Genomic DNA, 22,106 nt, shown 5'->3' with positions numbered 1-22,106 from the left:
TTATAGGTTTTCAGCGCGCGTGGCGATGATGTCTTTGTACCAGTGGAACGATTTTTTCTTCTTGCGAGCGAGTCCGTTCGCGTGGTCAACGTAGATGAAGCCATACTGCTTCTTATATCCGTTGAGCCAGCTGAGAAGGTCGATTGCCGACCAAGCATAGTAACCTGCGACGTTGATGCCTTGTTCAACGGCGTGTTTCACAGCGCGCAAGTGGCCTTCGATGTATTCGATACGTGGGTCGTCGAGGATTTCGCCGTCAACGATTGGATCGACGTCGCCGAGACCGTTCTCGGTGATATAGATTTTCACGTTGCCGTAACGCTCCTTCAACATGTGCATGCCGTCAAGGAACGCTTCCGGTGAGATTTCCCATGCCCATTTCGTATATACCTTGTCATCCATCATGACTGTCTTGTAGACGCCGTCGAACGATGGGTTACCTGGGCGACCTGTCGAGTTCTCACGACCACCAGCCATAACGAGCGCCGAGTCATTTTTCATGACGCGTTGCGGGCTGTAGTAGTTGAGACCGATGAAGTCGTTCATCGGAGCTGTACGCTTGAGAAGCTCGAGCTCTTCGTCTGTCATTTCAGGGAGAAGACCTTGCTCTTCAAGTCCTTTCACGACGTATTCTGGATATTCGCCTTTCAAGATCGGGTCATAGAACCAGTGCGTCGCATAAGCGTTCGCGTGCATTTCCGCAAATTTGTTCTCCTCGGCTTCATCGATGCTGAAGGCCGGGTTGAATACGTGCGTGATGCCGATTTCACCTTCGTAACCGTTTTGTTTGAACAACTCGACGGCACGGGCGTGTGCGACGAAGACGTGGTGTGTCGTTTGGAAGTAACCTTTGACATCGCCTTCGATACCTGGTGGGTGTGCCCCAGTCAAGTAGCCGAGCGAGCAGAAGATGACCGCTTCATTGAACGTGATCCAGTGACGGACGCGGTCGCCGAATGATTGGAAACAAGTATCGGCGAAACGTACGAACGCGTCAACCGTAGCTGGATTTTTCCAGCCGCCTGTTTCTTCAAGCGCTTGCGGGAGGTCCCAGTGGTAGAGTGTCACGAACGGGACGATGTTGTGCTTCAAGCACTCGTCGATCAAGTTGTTGTAAAACTCAAGTCCTTTTTCGTTTACTTCCCCTGTGCCGTTCGGGAAGATACGCGGCCATGAGATTGAGAAGCGATATGATTCGAGTCCCATTTCGGCCATGAGCGCGACGTCTTCTTTATAACGGTGGTAATGGTCGACTGCGACGTCGCCGTTCGTATCTTCAAATGTCTTTCCAGGAATTTTCGAGAAGACGTCCCAGTTTGAGAGTCCTTTCCCGTCCTCGTTCCATGCGCCTTCGACTTGGTAAGAAGCCGAAGCAGCGCCGAACAAGAAATCTTTTGGCATTTTCAAAGTGGTCACCTCAGTTTATTTATTTACAAGCTTAAGTGCGTGGTCTAATACTTTCGTTCCGTTCATCATGCCGTAGTCGACTGTGTTGATGACGTCGATTGGAACGCCTTTTGGCTCACAGATCTGTTTGCCTTTTGAAAGCAAGTACTTCACTTGTGGTCCGAGAAGAGCGACGTCGAGGTCGTTCACATACGTTTCCATTTCTGATTCTGGGTAGGCTGCGATTTCTGCCTCGAGGCCACGTTCAGCGGCAACCGCTTTCATTTTTTCTACTAACATACTTGTTGACATACCTGCTGCGCAGAAGAGTCCGATTTTCATCATTTTTGATCCATTCCTTTCAATTGGTTGATTTCGTTTTGCATGTTCATCATGTAGCCGAGCATCTCTTTTACGAGGATCGTGTTCATCAAGTGGTCTTGCGCGTGCACCATGAGGACGCCGACTGTCGCCGTTTTCCCTTGTGCTTCGAGCGTGACGAATTTTGTTTGGATAGCGTGTGCTTCTTTCAACGTCGCGTCGCCAGCTTTAACCGCTTCAGCCGCTTCCTCTGGTTTGCCTTCTTGCATGAGGAGCATTGCGTGGTGGTAACTTGCTTTCGCGTCACCCGAGAGGGCGATTAGACCGAAGATGTCTTCGGGTGTAATTTCGATTGTTTCAGAAACCATATTATCTCTCCTTTTTGTATGGATAACTAAGATTCATAGGTACAAATTCTATAGTTTGATACTAGCACGACACCGCTTACATGTAAACCCTTTCTTTTTGGATAAAATGTGAACGAAAAAAACGCACGCGAGATCAACCTCTCGAGTGCGTTTAAGACTTGATGTTAGAGACTTTCAGCATCTTAACATGGCGGAAATGATGTGTCGAGCGCGATACGTCAAAGATTTGACCGTTCGTTAAATAGACGGTGTTGTCGACGAGAAGGGCCGGATCGTTCTCGTTCAACCCGAGTAAAACGGCATCATCGGCGTTCAAGAAATCGGCGTAAATGACGCGGTCGGCAAAACCGATGGCGAGCTTTTGGTCGTTACGGAAGTAGTTATAGATCGACTTCTCGGTGATGTTTCGGTCGAGATACACGACGAGACTTTTGCGGAAGTACGAATCTTCGAGCGAGAACGGGTGGTCGTCGACGAGACGCAGCCGCTTGACGTAATAGACAGGCGTCCCGACCGGACATTTCATCCGTTCCGCCACTTCTTCGTTCGCCGTCGTCTCCTCAAAGGCGAGGACATGCGTCTCGACTTTCCGTCCACTGAAGTCGCTCGTGAGACCTTGGAGTTTTTCGAGGTTCACATAATCGCTGTTGTAATGGTCACGTACGAAGACGCCGCTCCCTTGGACTTGATAGGCGTAGCCTTTATTGACGAGAATCTCGATCGCTTTCCGGACCGTGTTGCGGCTGACACCGTATTTCGTCGCATACTCGTCTTCCGTGAGGAGCTTGTTCGTATGTTGATAGACGTGATTGACGATATCCGTCTCAATCTGTTCAGCGACTTGTTTATACTTTGGGGCCATGACTGTTTGCACCTTTCACATTAATTTATAGGAATGAATACGCTATCAGTATAGCAGAAATTATTTACAACGGTCGTAAATCATTCGCCAATTGTTGAAAAACGTCGAACGATTCATTGCGAGAATATTTGGAAAATATGAAACGATTGAGTGAAAGAGCACGTATGAGTAAGGTGAGCATTGTAAAGAAAGGGTGTGCTTTAAGTGAATGAGACACGTTGGTATATGGAGGAGGATACGTGGGGGAATTTACCTCTTCGGATAAGCTATACCTCCCTTGCGTTCGCATTAATGGCGCTTGCTATATCCTACTTCGGAAGTTACTTATGGTTGACCATTCCGTTTGTCGTGATCGGAATCGGCATGTTTGTGTTGGACGTGAAAAAATATCGGATGCGTCGTGCACATATAAGTGAACGAGATATAGTGCGATCACTTAAGTGGAATCTCACATATGATTTGGTGAACTCGACGATTCTCATGTCAATAACTGTAGCGCTCCTCCTCTTGAAATATGACAGTTTGACGGTATTCATTGTACTTCTCCTATGGGTAGTGTTCGGCCGCTCATTCCAGAAGCAGTTAAATGAACGTGTCCCATTGGTAGAGCAATCAGAGGAGGGACGACAAATACGATGAGTGAACGAATGACGCAAGAGAAAGCGTGGGCCCGACTTTTCGACCAATGGGTTTTTGGTCTTTTTGGAACATTTCTTGTACTGATGCTACCAATCAGTTTATGGACGGATGAACTCAAGTGGGGCGCCCTGTACATCGCGTGTACACTCATTCCACTCAATATTTTATATATGAAACGCTATCGCATGCGCCTAACATTCCACCCAGAATTGAAGGGATTGTATCGTCGCCAACTTGCTCGAGACGGCATAAACAGTGTCGCATTTTTTCTTGTATTCAATTATGGAATTTTGTTCACATCAAACGTAGCGTACGTATGCGTGATGATATTCATCGGAGGTGCCTTACTATGGACGTGGAACGTTGAAACGCAAACGAAACACCATGATATAGAGTATAAGAATTTAGATAAGGAAGCGATCTAAGATGGAGCGTAACGTGAGATGGGTTCAACGGATGCGACGTTATGGTGCACCCGTTCTCATTCTGTATGTCACAGCTTTCATCGTCGCCCTCTTGCTAGAAAAAATGTGGCTCATTCCCATCATAGGTTCGCTCTCTTTCATAATCATCGTGACAGGCTATAAAGAAATGCGCATCATGTGGAGGATGACGGAGCAGCCTAAGGCTCATCGGATCCTCATGATCCAATACGTTTTTGAATGGGTGGACGCGATTTTGTTGACGACACTCATGGTGACGCTGTTGACAGCGGAAGAACTAGGTCTCTTAATCGGTCTCTTTTTTGGGATATGGGGAGTGTTGAGTCCGCTTCGGCAGAAGTGGTTTGTCAAAAAACTCAAACAAGTTGAGCCAGAGCTACCGACGTATGAGGAAGTGATTGAAGGGAGGGTTCCAAATGGATCGTCAATTTGATATCTCTTTAGAACGTGCCAAACAATTCGAACGGCTTTTTGGCTGGCCGATCCTATTCATTTTCTTAATCTCATTCATCGTTATGTTATGGACAAAGGCGATGTGGGTCATCCCAGTCATGTTGGTCGTATCTATGGGAATGGCCTATAAAGGATACGTGGAATATCAAGTAGTACGTGCCTTTGCAGAGCATGCAGCTGTCGTGCAGGTGTTACGTTACCGACTCGTTGACTGCTGGATTAGGGCCGCTTCATTATTTGCGCTGTTCATTCCACTGTACCTAAACGAGGGTGCCTTTATTTTAACTGGCGGCGTAGTCGCCCTTTGGAGTTTAACAGGATCTTATCGGGAGAAAAAATGGAAACAACGAATCGATATGCATCAACCGCAGTTGCTAACATATTCAGATATATTGGAAAAAGAGAAAGACGCATGGGACTATCACCAAAAATGAAATTACAAATCAATACGATTTTAAAAGTAGACCGCTGGACCGGATGCGATGTTGGAATGATCAGATTCGGTCTTGTCGTTAGCTTTTTGATTTTATGGTTCGTGTTGGACGCTCTCTGATAGCGTTGTGACGGGAGGTTTGTATACGGTGCTCGCCATACTTTTGACGAGTGAATCGACGGGCTCACAATCGTTCTATATGTTCCTCGATTCCCAACTTACTTTTCCGGCGGTCGAGGATTTGGCAAAAAAGTTCGAATGTGTCATTTAACAAAAAAATCACGGTTTGTGATTCGACGATGCCGACTTATGATGAAGTGATTGAAAGGATGAAATCATAATGGAACTTTCACCGCAAACAAAACAACAGATTGATACGGTGCTACGCATGGATAAATGGACAAGCTGGGTCGTTGGGATCTTTGTTGTCGCAGCAATCATCGGCATGCTGACTTATGCGTCGTATTGGGAGATGCCGGATTCGTTTTTCCTGATATTTATATTTTCAATATTTAGTCTCGTCATCACTACGGAGATGATGCGTTTCCGGATGTGGCGCCGCTTTGTGAAAAATGAGAAGGCGCGAAACCTGCTGACGCTACGGTATACAGCTTCGTTATTTGGACTTGCTGCTCTTGGTTTTTATGGCATCGTCGCGTTCAATCAAACACAGCAACCACAATCGTTCCAAGCGTTTCTTTTATCACAAGCCTTTTTCTGGGGCGCGACGTTCTTCGGGAAATGGCTCGACCGTATCATTCAAAAACATGATGGGAACTATTTGACGGATCAAGATATCAAAGCAATTAAAGAAGCGCGGGAAATTGAAAAGGAAGAACGATATGGATAAGCGCACTCAAATGCGGGAACTGATGGCGATTGACGATTCAGGAAAATGGCGAGTTGCCTTTATGACGGCGACATTGACGTTCATGTTACAATTTGCTTCGGAAAATGAATGGATTCCGTCGATTCTACTTGTTGTTGTCGCAGTGCTGACAAGTATTCCAGCACTCAAAAAAGACTGGGAACGTGAAAATGTGAAAAAGCGTTATTTGACGTCAGATGACGCAAAACGACTCGTGCACGCCCATACGTATATCGGGATTATGTCCTATCCGTTGATTATCGTACTTTTATACGGTTTCACAATGGAAATGGTGACTTATAGAATGTTTCTCATAATCTGCTTAGTTGGTGGAATCTTGTCGTGGGGGGGACATCGTTTATACGAACGCCACATGATCACTCTCGACAACAACTACGTCACCGAAGCCGAATTGCGAGAAGAACGAAAATGGGGGAGCGCTTGAGCGCTTCCTCTTAAATGTTGAGGGGGAACAGTTTGATGAAGCAGAAGGTATGGATTATCTCGGGACCTGCCGGTGTCGGGAAATCGACAACCGCAAAACAGCTCGCTCGACAGATGAAGAAAAGTGCATACATTTCAGGCGATGACATTAGTCATATGGCAGTCTCGGGTCGTGAAAAACCATGGGAGTCCGAGCAGGCGAATGAACTTGTTTGGAAAAACATCGTTGCCTTGAGCGATAACTTTCTTGAAGCGGATTATGACGTCGTCGTAGATTGGGTCGTATTTTGGAAAGATGTACAGACATATACATCACATTGGATTGAACAAGGGATTGAAGTGCATTACGTCATCTTATGGGCAGAGCAAGACGTTCATGTCCAACGCGATCAGCACAGGCCGGCGGATTCAAAGATGGGGGAGCGGGTCATCATATTACGGAACGAGTTTCTAAGCTCGGGCGCACCGGACCGTTACTACTTAGATAACACGGTCGGTGAGTTGAGCCGGATGATTCAGCAGATTCAAGAAACCGAGCGATTTGTACTAACAGACATGCACCAAAGTGGGGCCAGCATATGAGGGTTGCAAGCTTTAACATTTGGAACAATCCAACGTTATGGCACGAGCGAATCGGGGCCATCTGTGAGGAAGTAAAACGTGTTGCCCCTGACATGCTTGCGCTTCAGGAAGTGAAAACATACATAGACGGCGAAACAGGGATCGATGTCGCAACATATATCGCGAATCAGACGGGATATCCGTTTTGTGTGTTTCATCCTTATCCCGATTCACCGGATGAAGGACTCGCCGTTTTAAGTAAAGTTCCGTTCGATACGAATGATGCGATTTGGCACTACGAGGTAGAAGAAGCAAACTACTGTGCGATGAGGGTAACGTTCCAAGTAGGAGGCCACGTGTTCGGATTGACGAACGTCCATTTAAATTGGAGGTCGTCGGACATACGGGAAGCACAAATGAAGGCGGTCCACGAATGGATCGGCGAGGGGGAACGGTACGAAATTTTATGCGGGGACTTCAATGATGACCCGCAGTCAGAGAACCATCACTATTTGACCGAACACCGGTGGGTCGATGTCGCCAAGTATGATGAAGGAGGAGCGCAACCGACATTGGACTATACACATAATCCATATTTGCAACAGGATTCCTTATCGAAACAATCCTCGCGCTATGATTGGATTTTATTGCGTCACGTTGAAGTGAACTCTCTAGTTATTAAAAGCGTAGACGTGTTCGGAAATGCACCCGTTAGCAAAACTAATATTCTACCGAGTGATCATTATGGGGTTCTATTCGACCTCGACATTCCCTAAAAACGGTGAGACACATGATGAGCGCTTCACCGTTTTCATTTGAACGTACGGATAATGAAGTAAAGGCAAGTGAGGAAAGGGAGCAAGAACAGTGCACCGAGCCACTGATCTTGTCCGAAGACGAGCCAGGCGAACAGCTGGAACGATAGAATGCCACCGGCCGCGAGCCCGGCGAAGCGGAGCGCTTTCGGTCGCTTTGATGGTTCCTCCCACCACTCTTTAAAGAACGGCAAGCTGAACAACAGCGCCAAACCGAGAAAGAATGCAGCCGGAAATACGAGCATATCTCCGCGCGCATCCTGTCCGTTAAACTGCAGCCACTTCGAGAGAATCGATAAGGTGATGCCGATGACGAGAAAGAGTCCGCTCATATCCGTTCCTCCGTTTCATCTCTATATACTATTATCATGCACGAACCGCGTCAGGCGGACAAGCCTCCAAAAAAATGGCTTTTTAGTGAAAGTGGTGACTTTTACGTGAACGGTAAAAAAGTACTGAACGATGATGTGATGAAAATACTATCCGTGGATTATGTTGAACGACTAGCATGAAAGGGTATCTGGAGAAACGGCCAGCTATGAAGGAAAAGCGCCAGAACTCTACGGAGTTGACGAGGACGAGGGTGATCGAGGTTTCGGCGGATACCCTCTAGTCGCCTGTCACGACTAAAAGTGTTCTTTTAAAACGTTCGGGTGACCGGACGGCCAAAGGGGAGCGCGTTGACAGCACTCTAAAAAGTCCGTTTCCTTTTTCGAGAAATCGAATACAGAGGAGATTTTTGTATGTGTGGAATTGTAGGGATGATCGGTCGAGTCGGAACGAAAGAGATTTTATTGAAGGGACTCGAGAAGCTTGAGTATCGTGGCTACGATTCAGCGGGAATCGCGCTTGTCGGTGACGATGTCCATGTGTTCAAGGAAGTCGGACGGATTGCCGCGTTACGTGACATCGTACCGGTCGAAGCGGAAGGCTTCATTGGCATCGGTCACACGCGTTGGGCGACACACGGGGTACCGAGCGTACCGAACGCCCACCCACACCAAAGCACGACGGGCCGCTTTACGCTCGTCCACAACGGCGTCATCGAGAACGACGAGCAGATCAAGGCTACGATCGACGCACCGTTCCTGTCAGAGACGGATACGGAAGTCATCGTCCAGTTGATGGAGAAGAACTTCGTCGTGCTAAATGACGTCGAGGCGGCGTTCCGTAAGACGCTCTCAGAGCTCCACGGCTCGTACGCGATCGCGATGATCGACTCAGAGGACAGTGAGCGCCTCTATATCGGGAAGAACAAGTCGCCGCTCCTCGTCGGACTTGGTGATGGCACGTTCAACGTCGTCGCGTCGGACGCGATGGCGATGCTCCAAGTGACGGACCAGTACCTCGAGCTCCATGACGGCGAGATCGTCATCTTGACGCGTGAGTCGGCGACGATCAAGACGCTCGATGGCGAAATCCTTGAACGTGCGCCGTACACGGCCGAGATCGATGCGTCAGACATCGAGAAGGGAACGTACGCGCACTACATGTTGAAGGAGATGGACGAGCAACCGGCCGTCATCCGCAACATCATCCGACACTACCAGAACGAGAACGGCGACATCGAGCTGACAGAAGGCGTCCGTTCGCTCGTCTCGGAAGCGGACCGCATCTACATCGTCGCTTGTGGCACGAGCTACAACGCCGGACTCGTCGGGAAAGACATTTTAGAACGGATTGCCGGTATCCCGACCGAGGTGCACGTCTCGTCTGAATTTGGCTACAATATGCCGCTCTTAAGCAACCGTCCGCTGTTCGTCTTCTTGTCACAGTCTGGAGAGACAGCCGACAGCCGTGCCGTCCTCGTCGAAGTGAAAAAGCGCGGCTACAAAGCACTCACGATGACGAACGTGCCAGGATCAACGCTCTCCCGTGAAGCAAACGAGACGATGCTCCTCCACGCCGGCCCCGAGATTGCGGTCGCGTCGACGAAAGCGTACACGGCGCAAATCGCGGTGCTCGCGATCCTCGCTTATGACATCGCTCGTGCGAACGGGAAAGAGCTGCCGTTCGATTTGATGCCGGAACTCGCACGTGTCGCGACGATCATGGACTCGGTCATGTCACAAAAAGAGCTGTTCGAAGACTTGGCGGAACGTTACTTAAAGACAACACCGAATACGTTCTTTATCGGTCGCGGACTCGACGCCTCGGTCTGTATCGAAGGTGCACTCAAAGTAAAAGAGATCTCGTACATTCAAGCGGAAGGCTACCCGGGTGGAGAACTCAAGCACGGGTCGATTGCCTTGATTGAAGACGGGACGCCAGTCATCGCGCTCATCTCGCAACCGAAGACGAACTTGAACATCCGCGGCAACGTCAAAGAAGTCGTCGCCCGTGGTGCCAATGCGTGTATCATCTCGATGCAAGGCGTCGAGCACGAGAATGATGAGTTCATCTTACCGCACGTGGAACCGATTCTCGCGCCACTCATCACCGTGCTCCCTGTCCAACTGATGGCGTATTACACCGCGCTCGCCCGAGGTTGTGACGTCGACAAACCGCGTAACTTGGCAAAATCGGTGACGGTAGAATAAAAATAAAAAATAATGCTTACGAAGCTAGTCTCCGATTTGCTACACTATGAAAATCAGTTTGTAGAGATATCGGTTTCGTACCGAAAATATATGTCGCAAGATACGTCTACCATCTGAAATCATATGTGTACGGAGGCTTTATTATGCACTTGGAAGACCGGTTACCTCAAAACCCAAAAGAAGGCGTTTTGTTCATGTTGATTATCTCGATTTTATCTGTGAACACGATTGCCCCGATCATCGTCGGCATGGAGCGTGGCTTTAGTGTCGCTCATTACGTCGATACGCTCAAAATCATCCCGTTCGCTTGGATTGCGCTCATCGTGTTGATCCGTTTCATCGTGAAGCCGCTAGCCGGCATACTGTTTAACCGGTTTGCCGGTCAGACGGACGGCTTCAACGCACGGATCTTGTTGAACATCGTCCTAAACGTCTCGATGATCTCGTTCGTCATGACCATCATCGGACCATGGATCGGTATGGGCGAGATCAACTTCGGTACGCTCGAACACTTTTTCCCGACGTGGTTCCGTAATTTCGGCATCGCGTTTTGGATCGAGCTGTTGTTCGCCCAACCGATTGCACGTGCCGTCATGAAGTCGATTCATACACGAAAACGCCTGAAGACCGCTTAACTTTAGATAAAGCATCTTTCCGATTGAGGAGAGATGCTTTTTACTGCTTGCCGATAATTTTGACAAAGAGCAAAATAGTAGGTGAAGTAAGCGGTTCCATCGTATGGTTAGATAAAGATAAGCGACGAAAGAAGGTTGGACATGAACGTATACATTGCCTGTCCATGTGGGTTCGTGACGAGTGCGATGGCAGCAAAGTTGTTTGCTCAGGCGTCTTCGGGGCGTATGACGTGTCACGTCACACATGGAACTTATGAAGATGTGCCTGCGGCGGTTGATTTAATCATCTATCAACAAGGTACAGAAGTGATGACACATCCGACGGCATACGTTCGTTCGGTCAACCATATGCTGTCGCTCGAGGAATACCGACAAGTCGTCGAGGAATGGGTGAATGAATATGAAGCATGAGTGGAGCGCCCGGGAGCGCTCGATTTTACTACATCTATTAGCAACTGAAACATCGACACCGCTCGCGGAGATCGCGCAAGCGGTTCATTTGTCTGAGCGGACGATTCAGCGTGAGCGTCAATTACTCGAAGGCGTCTTAAAAGAATTCGAGTTGGAGCTGGCGTGGCAACGAGGTCACGGACTCAGTCTAATCGGCCGCTCGGATGCAAAACAACAACTACGGGAAGATTTGATTCTCTCGGCCGAGGCAATCCCAACAGCCGAGGACCGAATCTTTGAACTGGCGTGGCGACTGTTGTTTGAGAAAGACATGCTCAAACTGCAGGCGGTCGCGAAACAGATGCACGTGTCACCAAGCACGCTGACGCAAGACTTAGAAAAACTCGATCGTTGGTTTGACGAGTACCATCTCGAAGTCGAACGCAAGAAAGGCGTCGGTGCGAAAGTGCTCGGGCTTGAAGCGGAAAAGCGGAAGCTGATGATCAATGCGCTCCTCGCTCATTGGGACACGCTCGCGTTCTATCGGTTCGTCCGTGGTGAGGACGACTATATTCCGGCATTTTTGAAGACGGTCCCGTGTGAAGCGATGCTCGAAGCACTCCGCGACGGCTATGATTATTTGAAGGAACATCCGTATGAGCGGATGGACGACCGCACCATCATGCGTGTCACGTTCGCCTACGGGGTGCAGCAAGCCCGGCTGGATGCCGGTTTCTTCTTAGAGATGTATACGAAAGGACGCTCGGACGACTACTTGAAAGTCGCCCACGCCATGGAGACGGCACTCGGGACGCCGTTCTCGATGGCGGAACGGGTCTGGTTCGCCGAAGAGGCCAACCGGTTGCGCTCGTTGAAGGAACAGATGAAAGAAGATGAGGAAGAGCGCTGGGTCATGCAAATTCGAGTCCACAAGCTGATTCATCACGTCTCACTCATCCACGGTTTCGCGTTCGCAGACGATGCCGCCCTCGAGAAAGGGCTAATTGCCCACATCTTGTCGAGCATGAATACGCAAGCACTCCCGGATACGGATACGGTCCGTCCGCACATCGACCGCGATTATCCGAACTTACGGTCTGCTATCCAACAAGCGGCCGACATCGTCTTTGGGACGAATACGTTCACAGAAGACGAAACGGTGTTTTGGGCGATGCACTTCGCGGCCGCTCTTGTCAAACCGGTGCGGCGCCGCGAATACCGGGCGCTCGTCGTCTGTTCGGCCGGACTCGGCTCATCGAAGATGCTCGTCAATCGGGTCAAGCAGGAGTTTCCTGAGATGCAAGACGTCGTCAACTCGTCGTTGTTCGGGCTCGAGCAGCACCGGCTCGACGATTATGACGTCATCTTGTCGACGATTCCACTCCCACCGCTCGCGGTGCCCACACTTATTGTTAACCCGCTCTTGACGAACGAGGAAGTCCAGCGCGTCCGTCACTTGCTTTTGTCACTCCCACAGTCGTTTCAAACGAAAGAAAAACATCATTCAACGATGCTCGACTTCACGGAGCTCGTAGAACTCGTCGAGACGTTCGAACGGATGGATGAACAATTCGATCTCGTCACGCTCGACAATAGCGAGCGGCTCGAGGACATCTTGCTCGACATCGGCACGCGGTTAGAAGAACGTGATCTCGTCCAAAGCGGCATCCAACTGTCCGCGCAATTGCTGCGACGTCACGAAGTCGCGGGGCTTGGTATCCCGGGGACGAAGCTCGCCTTGTTCCATGGTCGCCATTCGTCAATCGAGCGTGCGAGCGTATTCGCCTTCGATTTGAAGCAGTCGATCCCGCTCCTCATGATGGACCAGTCGACCGAACCGGTGTCCCGTCTACTCGTCCTGCTGGCGCCGGAAGAAGCGAGCGACGTCGAACTGCAGTTTCTCAGTGCCGTTAGCGGGTCGCTGATTGAGAGCGAAGACCATATGAACTTATATAGTACCGGTTCACAGAAACAACTGCGTCTCTTGCTTCATGAATGTATGAAGAAACTGATTCAAGACACGCTATATGAAAAATGACCCACTCGCGGTCATTTTTTTGTTTGGCATGAAACGTTGCCAAAGAACGAACTGGATTGAATTGAGTAAGCGCTTACCTCGAGTCTACAATACAGGTGTAGAGCACAAACCGGTTAGCTACACAACACGATTACGCATTCACAATTTACGACTGGAGGTTTTATCCATGGCGAATACGCAAGCTGGCTCGGGCGGAGTCCGAGTCAAAGTACAACGGTTCGGGAGTTTCCTGAGCGGGATGGTCATGCCGAACATTGGCGCCTTCATCGCTTGGGGGATTATCACAGCCCTGTTCATTCCAACGGGCTGGTGGCCGAACGAAAAATTAGCTGAGCTCGTCGGTCCGACGATCACGTATCTGTTACCGCTCTTAATCGGGTTCACAGGCGGGAAGTTGATTCACGACGTCCGAGGTGGAGTCGTTGGGGTGCTCGCCACGATGGGAGTCATCGTCGGGACGGACATTCCGATGTTCCTCGGGGCGATGATCATGGGCCCACTCGGTGGCTATGTTATCAAACAGTTTGATCGCCTCATCGAAGGCAAAGTCAAAGCTGGATTTGAAATGCTCGTCAACAACTTCTCGGTCGGGATCATCGGTGGTCTCCTTATGATCGGTGGCTTCGAAGTGTTCGGTCCAATTATGAGCGGGCTCGATAAAGTCATGGCTGCAGGTGTTGACTGGATCGTCGGCGCAAAATTGCTGCCAATCGCTAGCTTGTTCATCGAACCTGCGAAAATTTTGTTCTTGAACAACGCAATCAATCACGGGATCTTAAGCCCGCTCGGTGTCGATCAAGTCGCTGACGCCGGGAAATCGGTGCTTTTCTTACTAGAAGCGAACCCAGGACCAGGTCTCGGTCTGTTGCTTGCCTATATGGTATTCGCGAAAGGTGCAGCCAAACGGACAGCGCCAGGGGCGGCCATCATTCACTTCCTTGGTGGGATCCACGAAATCTACTTCCCTTACGTCTTGATGAAGCCAATTTTGATCCTTGCGATGATCGCAGGGGGCGCAACAGGCGTGTTCACGTTCGTCCTGTTCGATGTCGGTCTTGTCGCACCAGCGTCGCCAGGTAGTATCTTCGCGATTCTCGCGATGGCGTCACGCGGTTCGTACGTCGGACTTGTCGCTGGGATTCTCTTGTCAGCAGCCGTCACGTTTGCCGTGGCAAGTGTCATCTTGAAATCAAGTGCGACCGAAGAAGTGTCACTCGAAGAAGCGACACAAAATGTCAGCGCGATGAAAGGGAAGCAGACTTATGCATCTGCTCTCGTGAACACGGAGAGCCTCGACAAAATCGACCACATCATCTTCGCATGTGACGCCGGTATGGGCTCGAGTGCGATGGGAGCGTCGGTTCTTCGCAATAAAGTGAACAAGGCGAACTTGCCAATCAAAGTGACGAACACGTCAATCAGCCAATTGCCAAAAGATGCTCAATTCGTCATCACCCATCAGGATTTGACGGACCGGGCCGAAGCGCAAGTGCCGAATGCGATTCACCGTTCGGTCACGAACTTCTTGAACGCAGAATACTACGATCAATTGATTGAAGAAATCAAAGCAGAACGCAGCAAAATTTCATAAAACAGTAGATAGAGAACAGATTTGAGCTATAGGAGGAACTAAAATGCCATTCATTCAGACAGAGATGATTCGACTTAATCAATCGTTTAACACGACGGCCGACGCGATAAATGCGGCAGGCTCGGTATTACAAGCAGCCGGCTGTGTGTCACCGGCCTACGTAGAAGCGATGCATGAACGCCAAGCGCTCTCAAACGTCTATATCGGGAATCAAGTCGCGATTCCACACGGGACGGAATCAGCGAAATCCGCCGTTCAGAAGACGGGAATCTCTTTTTTACAAGTACCGGAAGGAGTCGACTTTGGCGGACAAACTGCGAAGCTCGTCATCGGGATCGCTGGGGTGGATGATGAACATTTAGAACTCCTATCTCAAATCGCGGTCATCTGTTCGGATGAGGATAACGTTGAGCGTTTAGTACAAGCGAAAACGAAAGAAGAGATCTTGTCGCTATTTATGGAAGAGGTGGCGTCATGAAAGCTGTACATTTCGGGGCCGGGAACATCGGTCGTGGATTTATCGGATTACTATTAAATCAGAGCGGATACGAGGTCACGTTCGTCGATATTAACGATACCGTCATCCAAGCGCTTGAAGACAAACGGTATTACGAGGTCGGTTTTGCTGAAGACGGCGTCGATAACGTCTTCGTCGACCGGGTACGCGGCGTCAACAGCTTGACCGATCCGGAACGCGTCAAATCACTCATCGCCGATGCGGATTTAGTCACGACAGCGATCGGACCGACACTGTTACCAAAAGTCGCTCCACTTATCAGTGAAGGATTGCGTGACCGGGACACGGAATCACCGGTCTATGTGATTGCTTGTGAGAACATGATCGGGGGCAGTGCGTCGTTGCAACAAGCGATTGAAGTATCAGGCGGTGTCGGTACGGCGAACGTCTCGTTCCCGAATGCGGCTGTCGACCGGATTGTCCCGCTCCAACAGCACGAAGATTCGCTCTACGTCGAAGTCGAGACGTTCTATGAATGGGTCATTGAGACGCACGGATTGGCCGAGCGGCCCCCGCTTAATGGTGTGACGTGGGTCGACGAGATTGGACCTTATATCGAGCGGAAGCTGTTCACGGTCAACACTGGTCACGCCGTCGCGTCATACATCGGCTCTTTGTTTGAGAAAGGTACAATCGACGAGGCGTTAAAAGATCGCCGCGTCCGTCAAGTCGTCCAAGGCGCCCTTTACGAGACAGGCTGGCTGCTCTTAGAGAAATACGGTTTCGAAGCGAAAGAGCACAGCCAATACATTCAAAAAATCATCAAACGTTTCGAGAATCCGAAGCTGAAAGATGAAATCTCGCGTGTCGCCCGTTCGCCAATTCGTAAGCTTGGGCCGAGTGACCGTCTCGTCAAACCGGCACGAGAACTCATCGCCAACGGTATCGAGCCGAACGAACTTGCCTACGGGATCGCCGCCGCCTTGAATTATTACAACCCTGAGGATTCAGAATCTTCTGAACTTTATTTATCGATCGCAGAAGACGGTATCTTGTCGACAGTGGAAAAGTACCTTCAGTTGCATGAAGATGACACGTTGACGAAACTCATTCTCGAGCAGTACCATTTGATCCGCGAGCAAGAAAAAGCACGCGTATCGTAAAGTTGATCTCCTATGTCTCCTTGGCATAGGAGATTTTTGCATACAAAAAGACTGCAGCGAACTGCAGTCTTTTTAAGCCCGGGTCTTTCCGAACTCGATATAGGTCGTGACCGATTTGACGTGCTTCACGACGTCTTTCTCGCGAAGCGGACGGCTGAAGTAAAAGCCTTGGACGTAGTCGCACTGCTCATTGAGCAACCATTCGAGTTGGTCAGACGTTTCGACGCCTTCCATCAACACTTTCATGTTGAGGTTATGACCGAGTTGGATCATCGAGCGGACGATCGCTTCTTGGTTGCGGTCTGTGAACAAGTTGACGATGAACGAGCGATCAATCTTGAGCACTTGGACCGGAAGTTCGCGCAGTTGGCGGAACGACGAGTAACCAGTCCCGAAATCATCGAGCGAGATCAAAATCCCGTACTGATGAAGTTGGGTGAGCTTATCGCGCGTCGATGCCTCGTACGACAGCATCGATGATTCCGTCACTTCGAGTTCGAGGAACATCGGGTCCATGCCGGTCTCTTGTAAGATGGTTTGCAGCGTCTCGACGAAGTCTTCACGCGCGAACTGGAGCGGTGACACGTTGACTGAGAGCGTGAACGGCTTGACGCCGGACTTGTTCCACCGTACCCAAGCGAGACACGACTCGCGCATGACCCAGTTGCCGATCTGGTGGATCAGTCCGGTGTTTTCTGCGATTGGGATGAATTCGGTCGGTGTGACATCGCCGAGTTCGAAATGATTCCAACGCAAGAGCGCCTCGACGCCTTCGAGTCGATTTTTCGTGAGCGATACTTTCGGTTGATAGACGAGCGTGAACTCGTGACGATCCAGTGCGTGGATGAGCGCTTTCTCGATCTCAACCGTGCGTAAAATTTGATGCTTCGATTCGTCTTCGAACTCTTTGATTTGGTTTTTCCCGATCCGTTTCGATTCGTGGACGGTGAGTCGCGCGTATTGGACGAGTTCGTCCGCGGACGTCGTGTCTTTCGGATAATGGCTAACGCCGGCGCTCATCGTGAGTTCGACGGTCGTCCCGTCGATATTGAACGGTTGTGAGATCGCTTTAATACACTTCTCCGCTTTTTGTTTGGCGAGTGTGCTGCGCTTATCGAACAGTAAGATAATGAATTCCGAAGCACCGACTCGTGTCAAAATGTCATCTGGATGAATCGTGACGCGAAGACGTTCGGCGATTTGCATCGTCAATTCGTCCGTACCGTGATGTCCGAGCATATCACTCAAGAAACGCCAGCGGTCGATGTCGATGTAAAGACAAGCGACCGGGTCCTCGATTTGAATATGTTCCGCAAGGATGCGTTCGAGCTTGTGGCGGTTCGGCAAATCGGTGAGCGTATCGTGATACGCCATATGTTCGACGAGACGTTGTGAGGCGATCGCCTCCGAGACGTCCCGTAAAAACCAGAGCACTTGGTCCATCGCTTCACCTTTGAGCGGGTAACTCGTCACTTCAATCGTCTTATCGTCGATTTCGACCCGTCTTGGGTTATAGAACTGTTGATTGATCGTCAAGGACGAGTGGTAGTCTTGGAAAAAAGTATCGTCCGTTTTGTCGAACAAACGATAAAACGCGGTGTTGGCGTACTGGATCATACCATCTTTCGTCGTCGTGACGACCGCATCCGTCGTCGAATCGAGAATCGTCGCTTGGATGAGTTCTCGTTTTTTGAGGTGACGGTCGAGCGTGAGCGACAAGAAGAAGATGGCAAACAAGATGACCGTGATCGCCGTGACGAGCCAGGCGAGAAGCGACGGTTCGACGGCATTAGCGAACGGGCTGTTCGCTTCGATGAACGCGAACGATGACGCGGCCATGCCGACGAAATGCATCCCGAAGATGGCGACGCCCATGAGCAGTGAAAAGAACACTTTCAGCTCGAGGTCGATTTTTTGTTTGGCATACTTTGAGTAGAAGCCGATCCATAAGGCGATAAGTGAGGCCGCGATGGCGATAATGATCGACAACATGGCCAACCATGGATCATACGAAATCGCGACGCCTTGAATCGCGGCCATGCCGACGTAATGCATGCTGGCGATACTGGTTCCCATCAACAGTCCTGCACCGATCAATACGGGATGAGTCGTCCGGCGCGAGACGATCAAGAAGCCGAAGATACAGCCGGCCATCGCAATGATGACAGACAGTAAAACGAGCGGGATCGAATACGTGACGGGGCGCAACGCCTCGTGAGCGAGCATGGCGATGAAATGCATCGACCAAATCCCGAGTCCGAGGGTGGCGCCCCCCGCCAAAATCCACATATTTTGAGTGGAGCGATTCGTCGCGTTCACGCGGCGTGCCAGTTCGATGGCAGCATAAGCGGAAACAGCGGCGATAATATAAGAAAGAATCACGAGAAAGTAATTGTGATTCATCGAGTGTTCGACTACTGGTTCCATGTGTACCTCGCTAGTAAATGTGATTTTGTTGTAACTCTGATTATACCTCGGTAAATAGTAGCCGACCTATCATTTTGCTTCATATGGTAAAAATATTTTGCCGGTGAAGTAGGCAAGTCGCTTCTAGAGTGGGTAAACTACATATAAAAGGAGGCGGAGCGCATGATTCCGACACGAAAAGAAGTCATAACGTTTATCGTCATCGCGTTCGCGTTCTCATGGTTAAGCTGGTGGGGGCTCTATACGTGGACAAGTTTGCCGATTCTAGCGACCGTCTTGATCGGTTCGTTCGGACCGAGCGTGGCCGGCAGTTATATGGCGTTTCGAGAAAACGGATGGAGCGGGGTGCAGACACTGTTGAAGCGAGGCTTCGAGTGGCGGATGGCCGGTAAGTACTATGCGTTCGGGCTGTTGCTCATCCCGTTCTTGTTTGTACTCTCGTACTGGCTGACCGATGCGAGCGGTGCGTTACTGCTGAACGAACCTTGGCTCGTCATCCCGTACTTCCTCTACATGTTATTTATCGGGGGAACGGTTCAACAAGAGTATGGTTGGCGCGGGTATTTGCTCGACGCGCTGCAACTCAACAAGACGCCGCTCCAGGCGAGCCTGTTCGTCGGCGTGGTGTGGGCGGTTTGGCATATTCCGCTCTTCTTGATGACAGGCACCGGACAGGCATCCCTCCCATTTTGGGCTTATGCCGTCGCCATTCTATCGTTTACGTTAATCATCTCGTGGTTATATAACGTCACGACGATGAACTTATGGGCGGCCTTTTTACTGCATACGACGTTTAACGTCTCGTTTGCCCTCGTCCCCTTGATCGAGCCGGGGCAGGTCTCAATCGGTTTTCTTTATTTGACGCTTTTGTTGTTCACGACGGCAATCGTGCTCGTCTGGAAGACGCACGGGCATCTCGGGTATGACCATCTCGAACAGCTCGAGGCGGTGGAAGGGTCGCATCAACCGAACGTTACGTTAGGCAGAGACACGGGTAAAGAAGGAAACGTATGATTATGGATAGAGGGAAGTGGAAATATTGAACTTTCGTCCGCTTGAACGAGATGATGTCAAACCGCTCCAGCGTTTGTTTATGGAGAGTCTGAGCGATTTGATCCGCCGGGAACAGTTTGAAGACGCTGATTTGTTGGACGAGGAAGTGGCGCGCTTGAATACGACCGTTCAAGATAGTTTGGATGATGAGACTGTCCAATTGTTTGTCGTGCTAAAAGACGACGTCATTGTTGGAACAGCGGCTATCCTTCCTCCGAACGAGATTATCACGGCACATCTCGATGTCGAGCCGGACGTACCGGAAGTCGGATGCATCTATGTGACGCCGAGTGAGCAGCGGCAAGGGGTCGGTCATTTCTTGCTTAAAAACATGATGGACGAGCTGTTGAGCAGGGGACAGCCGATTTTTTATCTCGATGCGGGATTTCCGACCGCGCAAACGTACTGGGAAAAACGGATGGGTCCACCTGTACTCACGATCGACCATTACTGGGGACTCGGTGCCCCTCATAAAATCTGGCGGTGCGATGTGACGCAATACAAATAGAGACCTGGCTGAACGTTTGAACTGCTCCCCGTCAAGTAGACAGGGTAAATAATGAAAACCAGCCTAGGCGGCTTGAGCCCTGTATTCGACAGGGCTCAAGCCGTTTAGTCGTTTCTGGAGACGATCATGGTTGTAGAACGATATGTAGGCCTCGATGGCCGACGTGAGTTCGCTATAGGCCTGGAACTCACGCAGGTAGTACATCTCGACTTTCAGGGTACCCCAAAAACCCTCGATCGGGGCGTTGTCGAGACAACGTCCGACGCGAGACATGCTGTGGGTCAGTTTTGCGTCTTCCACCATGCGTTTGAACCCTCTCGATGTATATTGAAACCCTCGGTCGCTATGGATCATCGGACCCGCTCCTGTACGGAGCCCCGCGATCGCTGGGATCATCGTCTGGAAGACGAGCCCATTGTTGTTGGATTTCCCGATGCGATAGGCGACGATCGAGCCGTCATAGAGGTCGATGATCGCGCTCAGATACGCCCTCCTCCCGGCGCCATATTTGAACTCGGTGACGTCGGTGCACCATTTCTCGTCCGGTCGGGACGCGCTGAATTCTCGGTTCATCAGGTTCTCGGCCACATGCTGCGGTGAAGACTTTTTGTACCGTTTTCGCTTCTGGCGGATGACCGAACGGATCTCGTGGATGCGCATGAGACGATAGACCCGCTTCTCGTTGTATGCCGGCAGGCCATGCTGGCGTCGTCTCCGATTGACCGTCATGGTGATCCGTCGATACCCGTAGGTCCCGTTCACCTGGTCGTAGAGGAGACGGATGTCCTCCAGTAGACTCAAGTTCTCTTCCTCGCGTACCGAGACGGTACGTTTTAACCATTTATAATAGGCGGCCCGTGAGACCTGCGCGATCTCGCATAAGAGCACGACCGGGAACGTGTCGCTTATCGACATTTCCTTGATGGCCGTGTAACGCAATTGTAGCCGGATCTGGCTGATCAACCTCTCCTCTCGATCTCCTCTAACTTTTTTAGGAACAGGTTCTCGGCCCGAAGGCGCTCGTTCTCCCGCTCGATCTGTTGGATGCGACGTTCAAGCTTCTCCTCGTTGGTCAGTTCCTCTTCTTGCTTTGTCCGTCCGCGCCGGTCCTCGAGCCCGTGCACGCCGTCGGCGTCATATTTTTTCGTCCAGCCATAGACCTGCTGGTACGACACGGCGAATATCTCGGCCGTCCGTTGATAGTTCCGTCCGTTGTCCAGGCAATACCTGACGATCTCCATGCGTTCCTCGAATGTTGTCTTTCTCCCTTTGGCCATAGCTCGATCCATCCCTTTTCTCGAATCTGTTAACTCGCTATGACCAGTATACTTCTTGATCCAGCGATATAGAACCGACCAACTACTAATATGATATTTGGAGAGAACCTCCATTTTGGTGAACCCATCGAGATAGTCACGTACGGCCGCGATCTTCTGTTCCTTGGTGTAATGTTTCCATGTCTTCGACTCCTTCAACGCATCGATCCCACCGGTATCGAATTTCACTTTCCACAACTGAAGGGTATCCATAGAGACGTCATGAGCCTCCTCGATTTCCTTCCAGGTGCATGTTCCTTCTTCCAGCATACGTAGTGCACTCAGTTTTTGTTCAATCGAATGCCGACTTCTCGCCATAAAAAAACACTCCCCAATTGATAAACAGATTTGTTATTTCATCTGTCTACCTATTGGGGAGCATATCACTTCTCGCG

At 50.3% G+C, this 22,106-nt stretch carries 23 protein-coding genes; 16 read left to right on the top strand and 7 right to left on the bottom strand.

The genetic code is table 11. The features are described 5' to 3' along the window. From A6395_RS10280 to A6395_RS10265, 4 genes are all read right to left on the bottom strand, one after another. Entirely contained in the window at positions 1–1,407 is a 1,407-nt protein-coding gene (locus tag A6395_RS10280; RefSeq protein WP_071398935.1) for a GH1 family beta-glucosidase, read from the bottom strand. 15 nt (positions 1,408–1,422) lie between these two features. Next, entirely contained in the window at positions 1,423–1,731 is a 309-nt protein-coding gene (locus A6395_RS10275) for a PTS sugar transporter subunit IIB (RefSeq protein ID WP_070329088.1), read from the bottom strand. After that, positions 1,728–2,075 carry a PTS lactose/cellobiose transporter subunit IIA gene (locus A6395_RS10270; protein WP_016510548.1) on the bottom strand — a complete coding sequence of 116 codons (348 nt, stop codon included), beginning with the start codon at positions 2,073–2,075 and terminating at the stop codon, positions 1,728–1,730. The genes A6395_RS10275 and A6395_RS10270 overlap by 4 nt, the downstream gene beginning before the upstream one ends. Before the next feature lie 151 nt (positions 2,076–2,226). Next, complete coding sequence (locus tag A6395_RS10265; protein ID WP_071398934.1) at positions 2,227–2,937, bottom strand: GntR family transcriptional regulator; 711 nt, start codon at positions 2,935–2,937, stop codon at positions 2,227–2,229. 635 nt (positions 2,938–3,572) lie between these two features. Here A6395_RS10265 and A6395_RS10255 point away from each other — a divergent pair. The 7 genes from A6395_RS10255 to A6395_RS10225 all read left to right on the top strand — a co-directional run bounded on the left by A6395_RS10255 (position 3,573) and on the right by A6395_RS10225 (position 7,554). Beyond that, positions 3,573–4,001, top strand: a complete 429-nt coding sequence (locus tag A6395_RS10255; RefSeq protein ID WP_071398932.1) for a hypothetical protein — start codon at positions 3,573–3,575, stop codon at positions 3,999–4,001. A gap of 31 nt (positions 4,002–4,032) precedes the next feature. Beyond that, positions 4,033–4,452: a hypothetical protein gene (locus tag A6395_RS10250; RefSeq protein ID WP_158625527.1), complete on the top strand. Its 420-nt coding sequence runs from the start codon at positions 4,033–4,035 to the stop codon at positions 4,450–4,452. Further along, a complete protein-coding gene (locus tag A6395_RS10245; RefSeq protein ID WP_071398930.1) occupies positions 4,436–4,906 on the top strand; it encodes a hypothetical protein in 471 nt (156 codons plus the stop codon). Before A6395_RS10250 ends, A6395_RS10245 begins: the two co-directional genes overlap by 17 nt. 339 nt (positions 4,907–5,245) lie before the next feature. Next, positions 5,246–5,755: a hypothetical protein gene (locus A6395_RS10240; protein ID WP_071398929.1), complete on the top strand. Its 510-nt coding sequence runs from the start codon at positions 5,246–5,248 to the stop codon at positions 5,753–5,755. Then, positions 5,748–6,218 (top strand): hypothetical protein, encoded by a 471-nt coding sequence (locus A6395_RS10235; protein WP_071398928.1) that lies wholly within the window; start codon positions 5,748–5,750, stop codon positions 6,216–6,218. Before A6395_RS10240 ends, A6395_RS10235 begins: the two co-directional genes overlap by 8 nt. Positions 6,219–6,253: 35 nt before the next feature. Next, positions 6,254–6,799, top strand: a complete 546-nt coding sequence (locus A6395_RS10230; protein WP_071398927.1) for an AAA family ATPase — start codon at positions 6,254–6,256, stop codon at positions 6,797–6,799. Further along, a complete protein-coding gene (locus tag A6395_RS10225) occupies positions 6,796–7,554 on the top strand; it encodes an endonuclease/exonuclease/phosphatase family protein (RefSeq protein ID WP_071398926.1) in 759 nt (252 codons plus the stop codon). The genes A6395_RS10230 and A6395_RS10225 overlap by 4 nt, the downstream gene beginning before the upstream one ends. A gap of 35 nt (positions 7,555–7,589) precedes the next feature. Here A6395_RS10225 and A6395_RS10220 read toward each other — a convergent pair whose 3' ends face one another. After that, positions 7,590–7,925: a hypothetical protein gene (locus A6395_RS10220; protein WP_071398925.1), complete on the bottom strand. Its 336-nt coding sequence runs from the start codon at positions 7,923–7,925 to the stop codon at positions 7,590–7,592. Between the two features lie 411 nt (positions 7,926–8,336). On the opposite strand from A6395_RS10220, the gene glmS reads away from it, so the two are divergent. The 7 genes from glmS (at position 8,337) to A6395_RS10185 (ending at position 16,407) form a co-directional block, all read left to right on the top strand. Beyond that, positions 8,337–10,133: a glutamine--fructose-6-phosphate transaminase (isomerizing) gene (gene glmS / locus A6395_RS10215; protein ID WP_071398924.1), complete on the top strand. Its 1,797-nt coding sequence runs from the start codon at positions 8,337–8,339 to the stop codon at positions 10,131–10,133. 143 nt (positions 10,134–10,276) lie between these two features. After that, complete coding sequence (locus A6395_RS10210) at positions 10,277–10,768, top strand: DUF2798 domain-containing protein (protein WP_071398923.1); 492 nt, start codon at positions 10,277–10,279, stop codon at positions 10,766–10,768. Between the two features lie 141 nt (positions 10,769–10,909). Continuing rightward, on the top strand, positions 10,910–11,179 hold the full coding sequence (locus A6395_RS10205) for a PTS sugar transporter subunit IIB (RefSeq protein ID WP_071398922.1): 270 nt from the start codon (positions 10,910–10,912) through the stop codon (positions 11,177–11,179). Continuing rightward, positions 11,163–13,196 (top strand): BglG family transcription antiterminator, encoded by a 2,034-nt coding sequence (locus A6395_RS10200; protein ID WP_071398921.1) that lies wholly within the window; start codon positions 11,163–11,165, stop codon positions 13,194–13,196. The genes A6395_RS10205 and A6395_RS10200 overlap by 17 nt, the downstream gene beginning before the upstream one ends. Before the next feature lie 166 nt (positions 13,197–13,362). Next, positions 13,363–14,787, top strand: coding sequence for a PTS mannitol transporter subunit IIBC (locus tag A6395_RS10195; protein ID WP_071398920.1), 1,425 nt, complete (start codon positions 13,363–13,365; stop codon positions 14,785–14,787). Positions 14,788–14,830: 43 nt separating this feature from the next. Next, entirely contained in the window at positions 14,831–15,265 is a 435-nt protein-coding gene (locus tag A6395_RS10190; protein WP_071398919.1) for a PTS mannitol transporter subunit IIA, read from the top strand. Continuing rightward, positions 15,262–16,407, top strand: a complete 1,146-nt coding sequence (locus A6395_RS10185) for a mannitol-1-phosphate 5-dehydrogenase (protein ID WP_071398918.1) — start codon at positions 15,262–15,264, stop codon at positions 16,405–16,407. The genes A6395_RS10190 and A6395_RS10185 overlap by 4 nt, the downstream gene beginning before the upstream one ends. Positions 16,408–16,479: 72 nt before the next feature. Here A6395_RS10185 and A6395_RS10180 read toward each other — a convergent pair whose 3' ends face one another. Next, positions 16,480–18,834 carry a bifunctional diguanylate cyclase/phosphodiesterase gene (locus A6395_RS10180; RefSeq protein WP_071398917.1) on the bottom strand — a complete coding sequence of 785 codons (2,355 nt, stop codon included), beginning with the start codon at positions 18,832–18,834 and terminating at the stop codon, positions 16,480–16,482. Positions 18,835–18,996: 162 nt separating this feature from the next. Here A6395_RS10180 and A6395_RS10175 point away from each other — a divergent pair, with 162 nt between their 5' ends. Beyond that, complete coding sequence (locus A6395_RS10175) at positions 18,997–19,848, top strand: CPBP family intramembrane glutamic endopeptidase (protein ID WP_071398916.1); 852 nt, start codon at positions 18,997–18,999, stop codon at positions 19,846–19,848. Positions 19,849–19,864: 16 nt separating this feature from the next. Further along, positions 19,865–20,395: a GNAT family N-acetyltransferase gene (locus A6395_RS10170; RefSeq protein WP_233589691.1), complete on the top strand. Its 531-nt coding sequence runs from the start codon at positions 19,865–19,867 to the stop codon at positions 20,393–20,395. A gap of 63 nt (positions 20,396–20,458) precedes the next feature. Here the strand turns inward: A6395_RS10170 and A6395_RS15765 are convergent. Continuing rightward, positions 20,459–22,029 (bottom strand): IS3 family transposase gene (locus A6395_RS15765; protein WP_131466594.1). Its coding sequence is split into 2 segments (ribosomal slippage): positions 20,459–21,390 and positions 21,390–22,029, totalling 1,572 coding nucleotides; the frame shifts between segments, so codons are not numbered across the junction. Positions 22,030–22,106: the final 77 nt, after the last annotated feature.

It is taken from the genome of Exiguobacterium sp. SH31, assembly GCF_001816105.1.
Taxonomy (GTDB): domain Bacteria; phylum Bacillota; class Bacilli; order Exiguobacteriales; family Exiguobacteriaceae; genus Exiguobacterium; species Exiguobacterium aurantiacum_A.
This window is presented reverse-complemented; position numbering and strand designations above follow the sequence as displayed.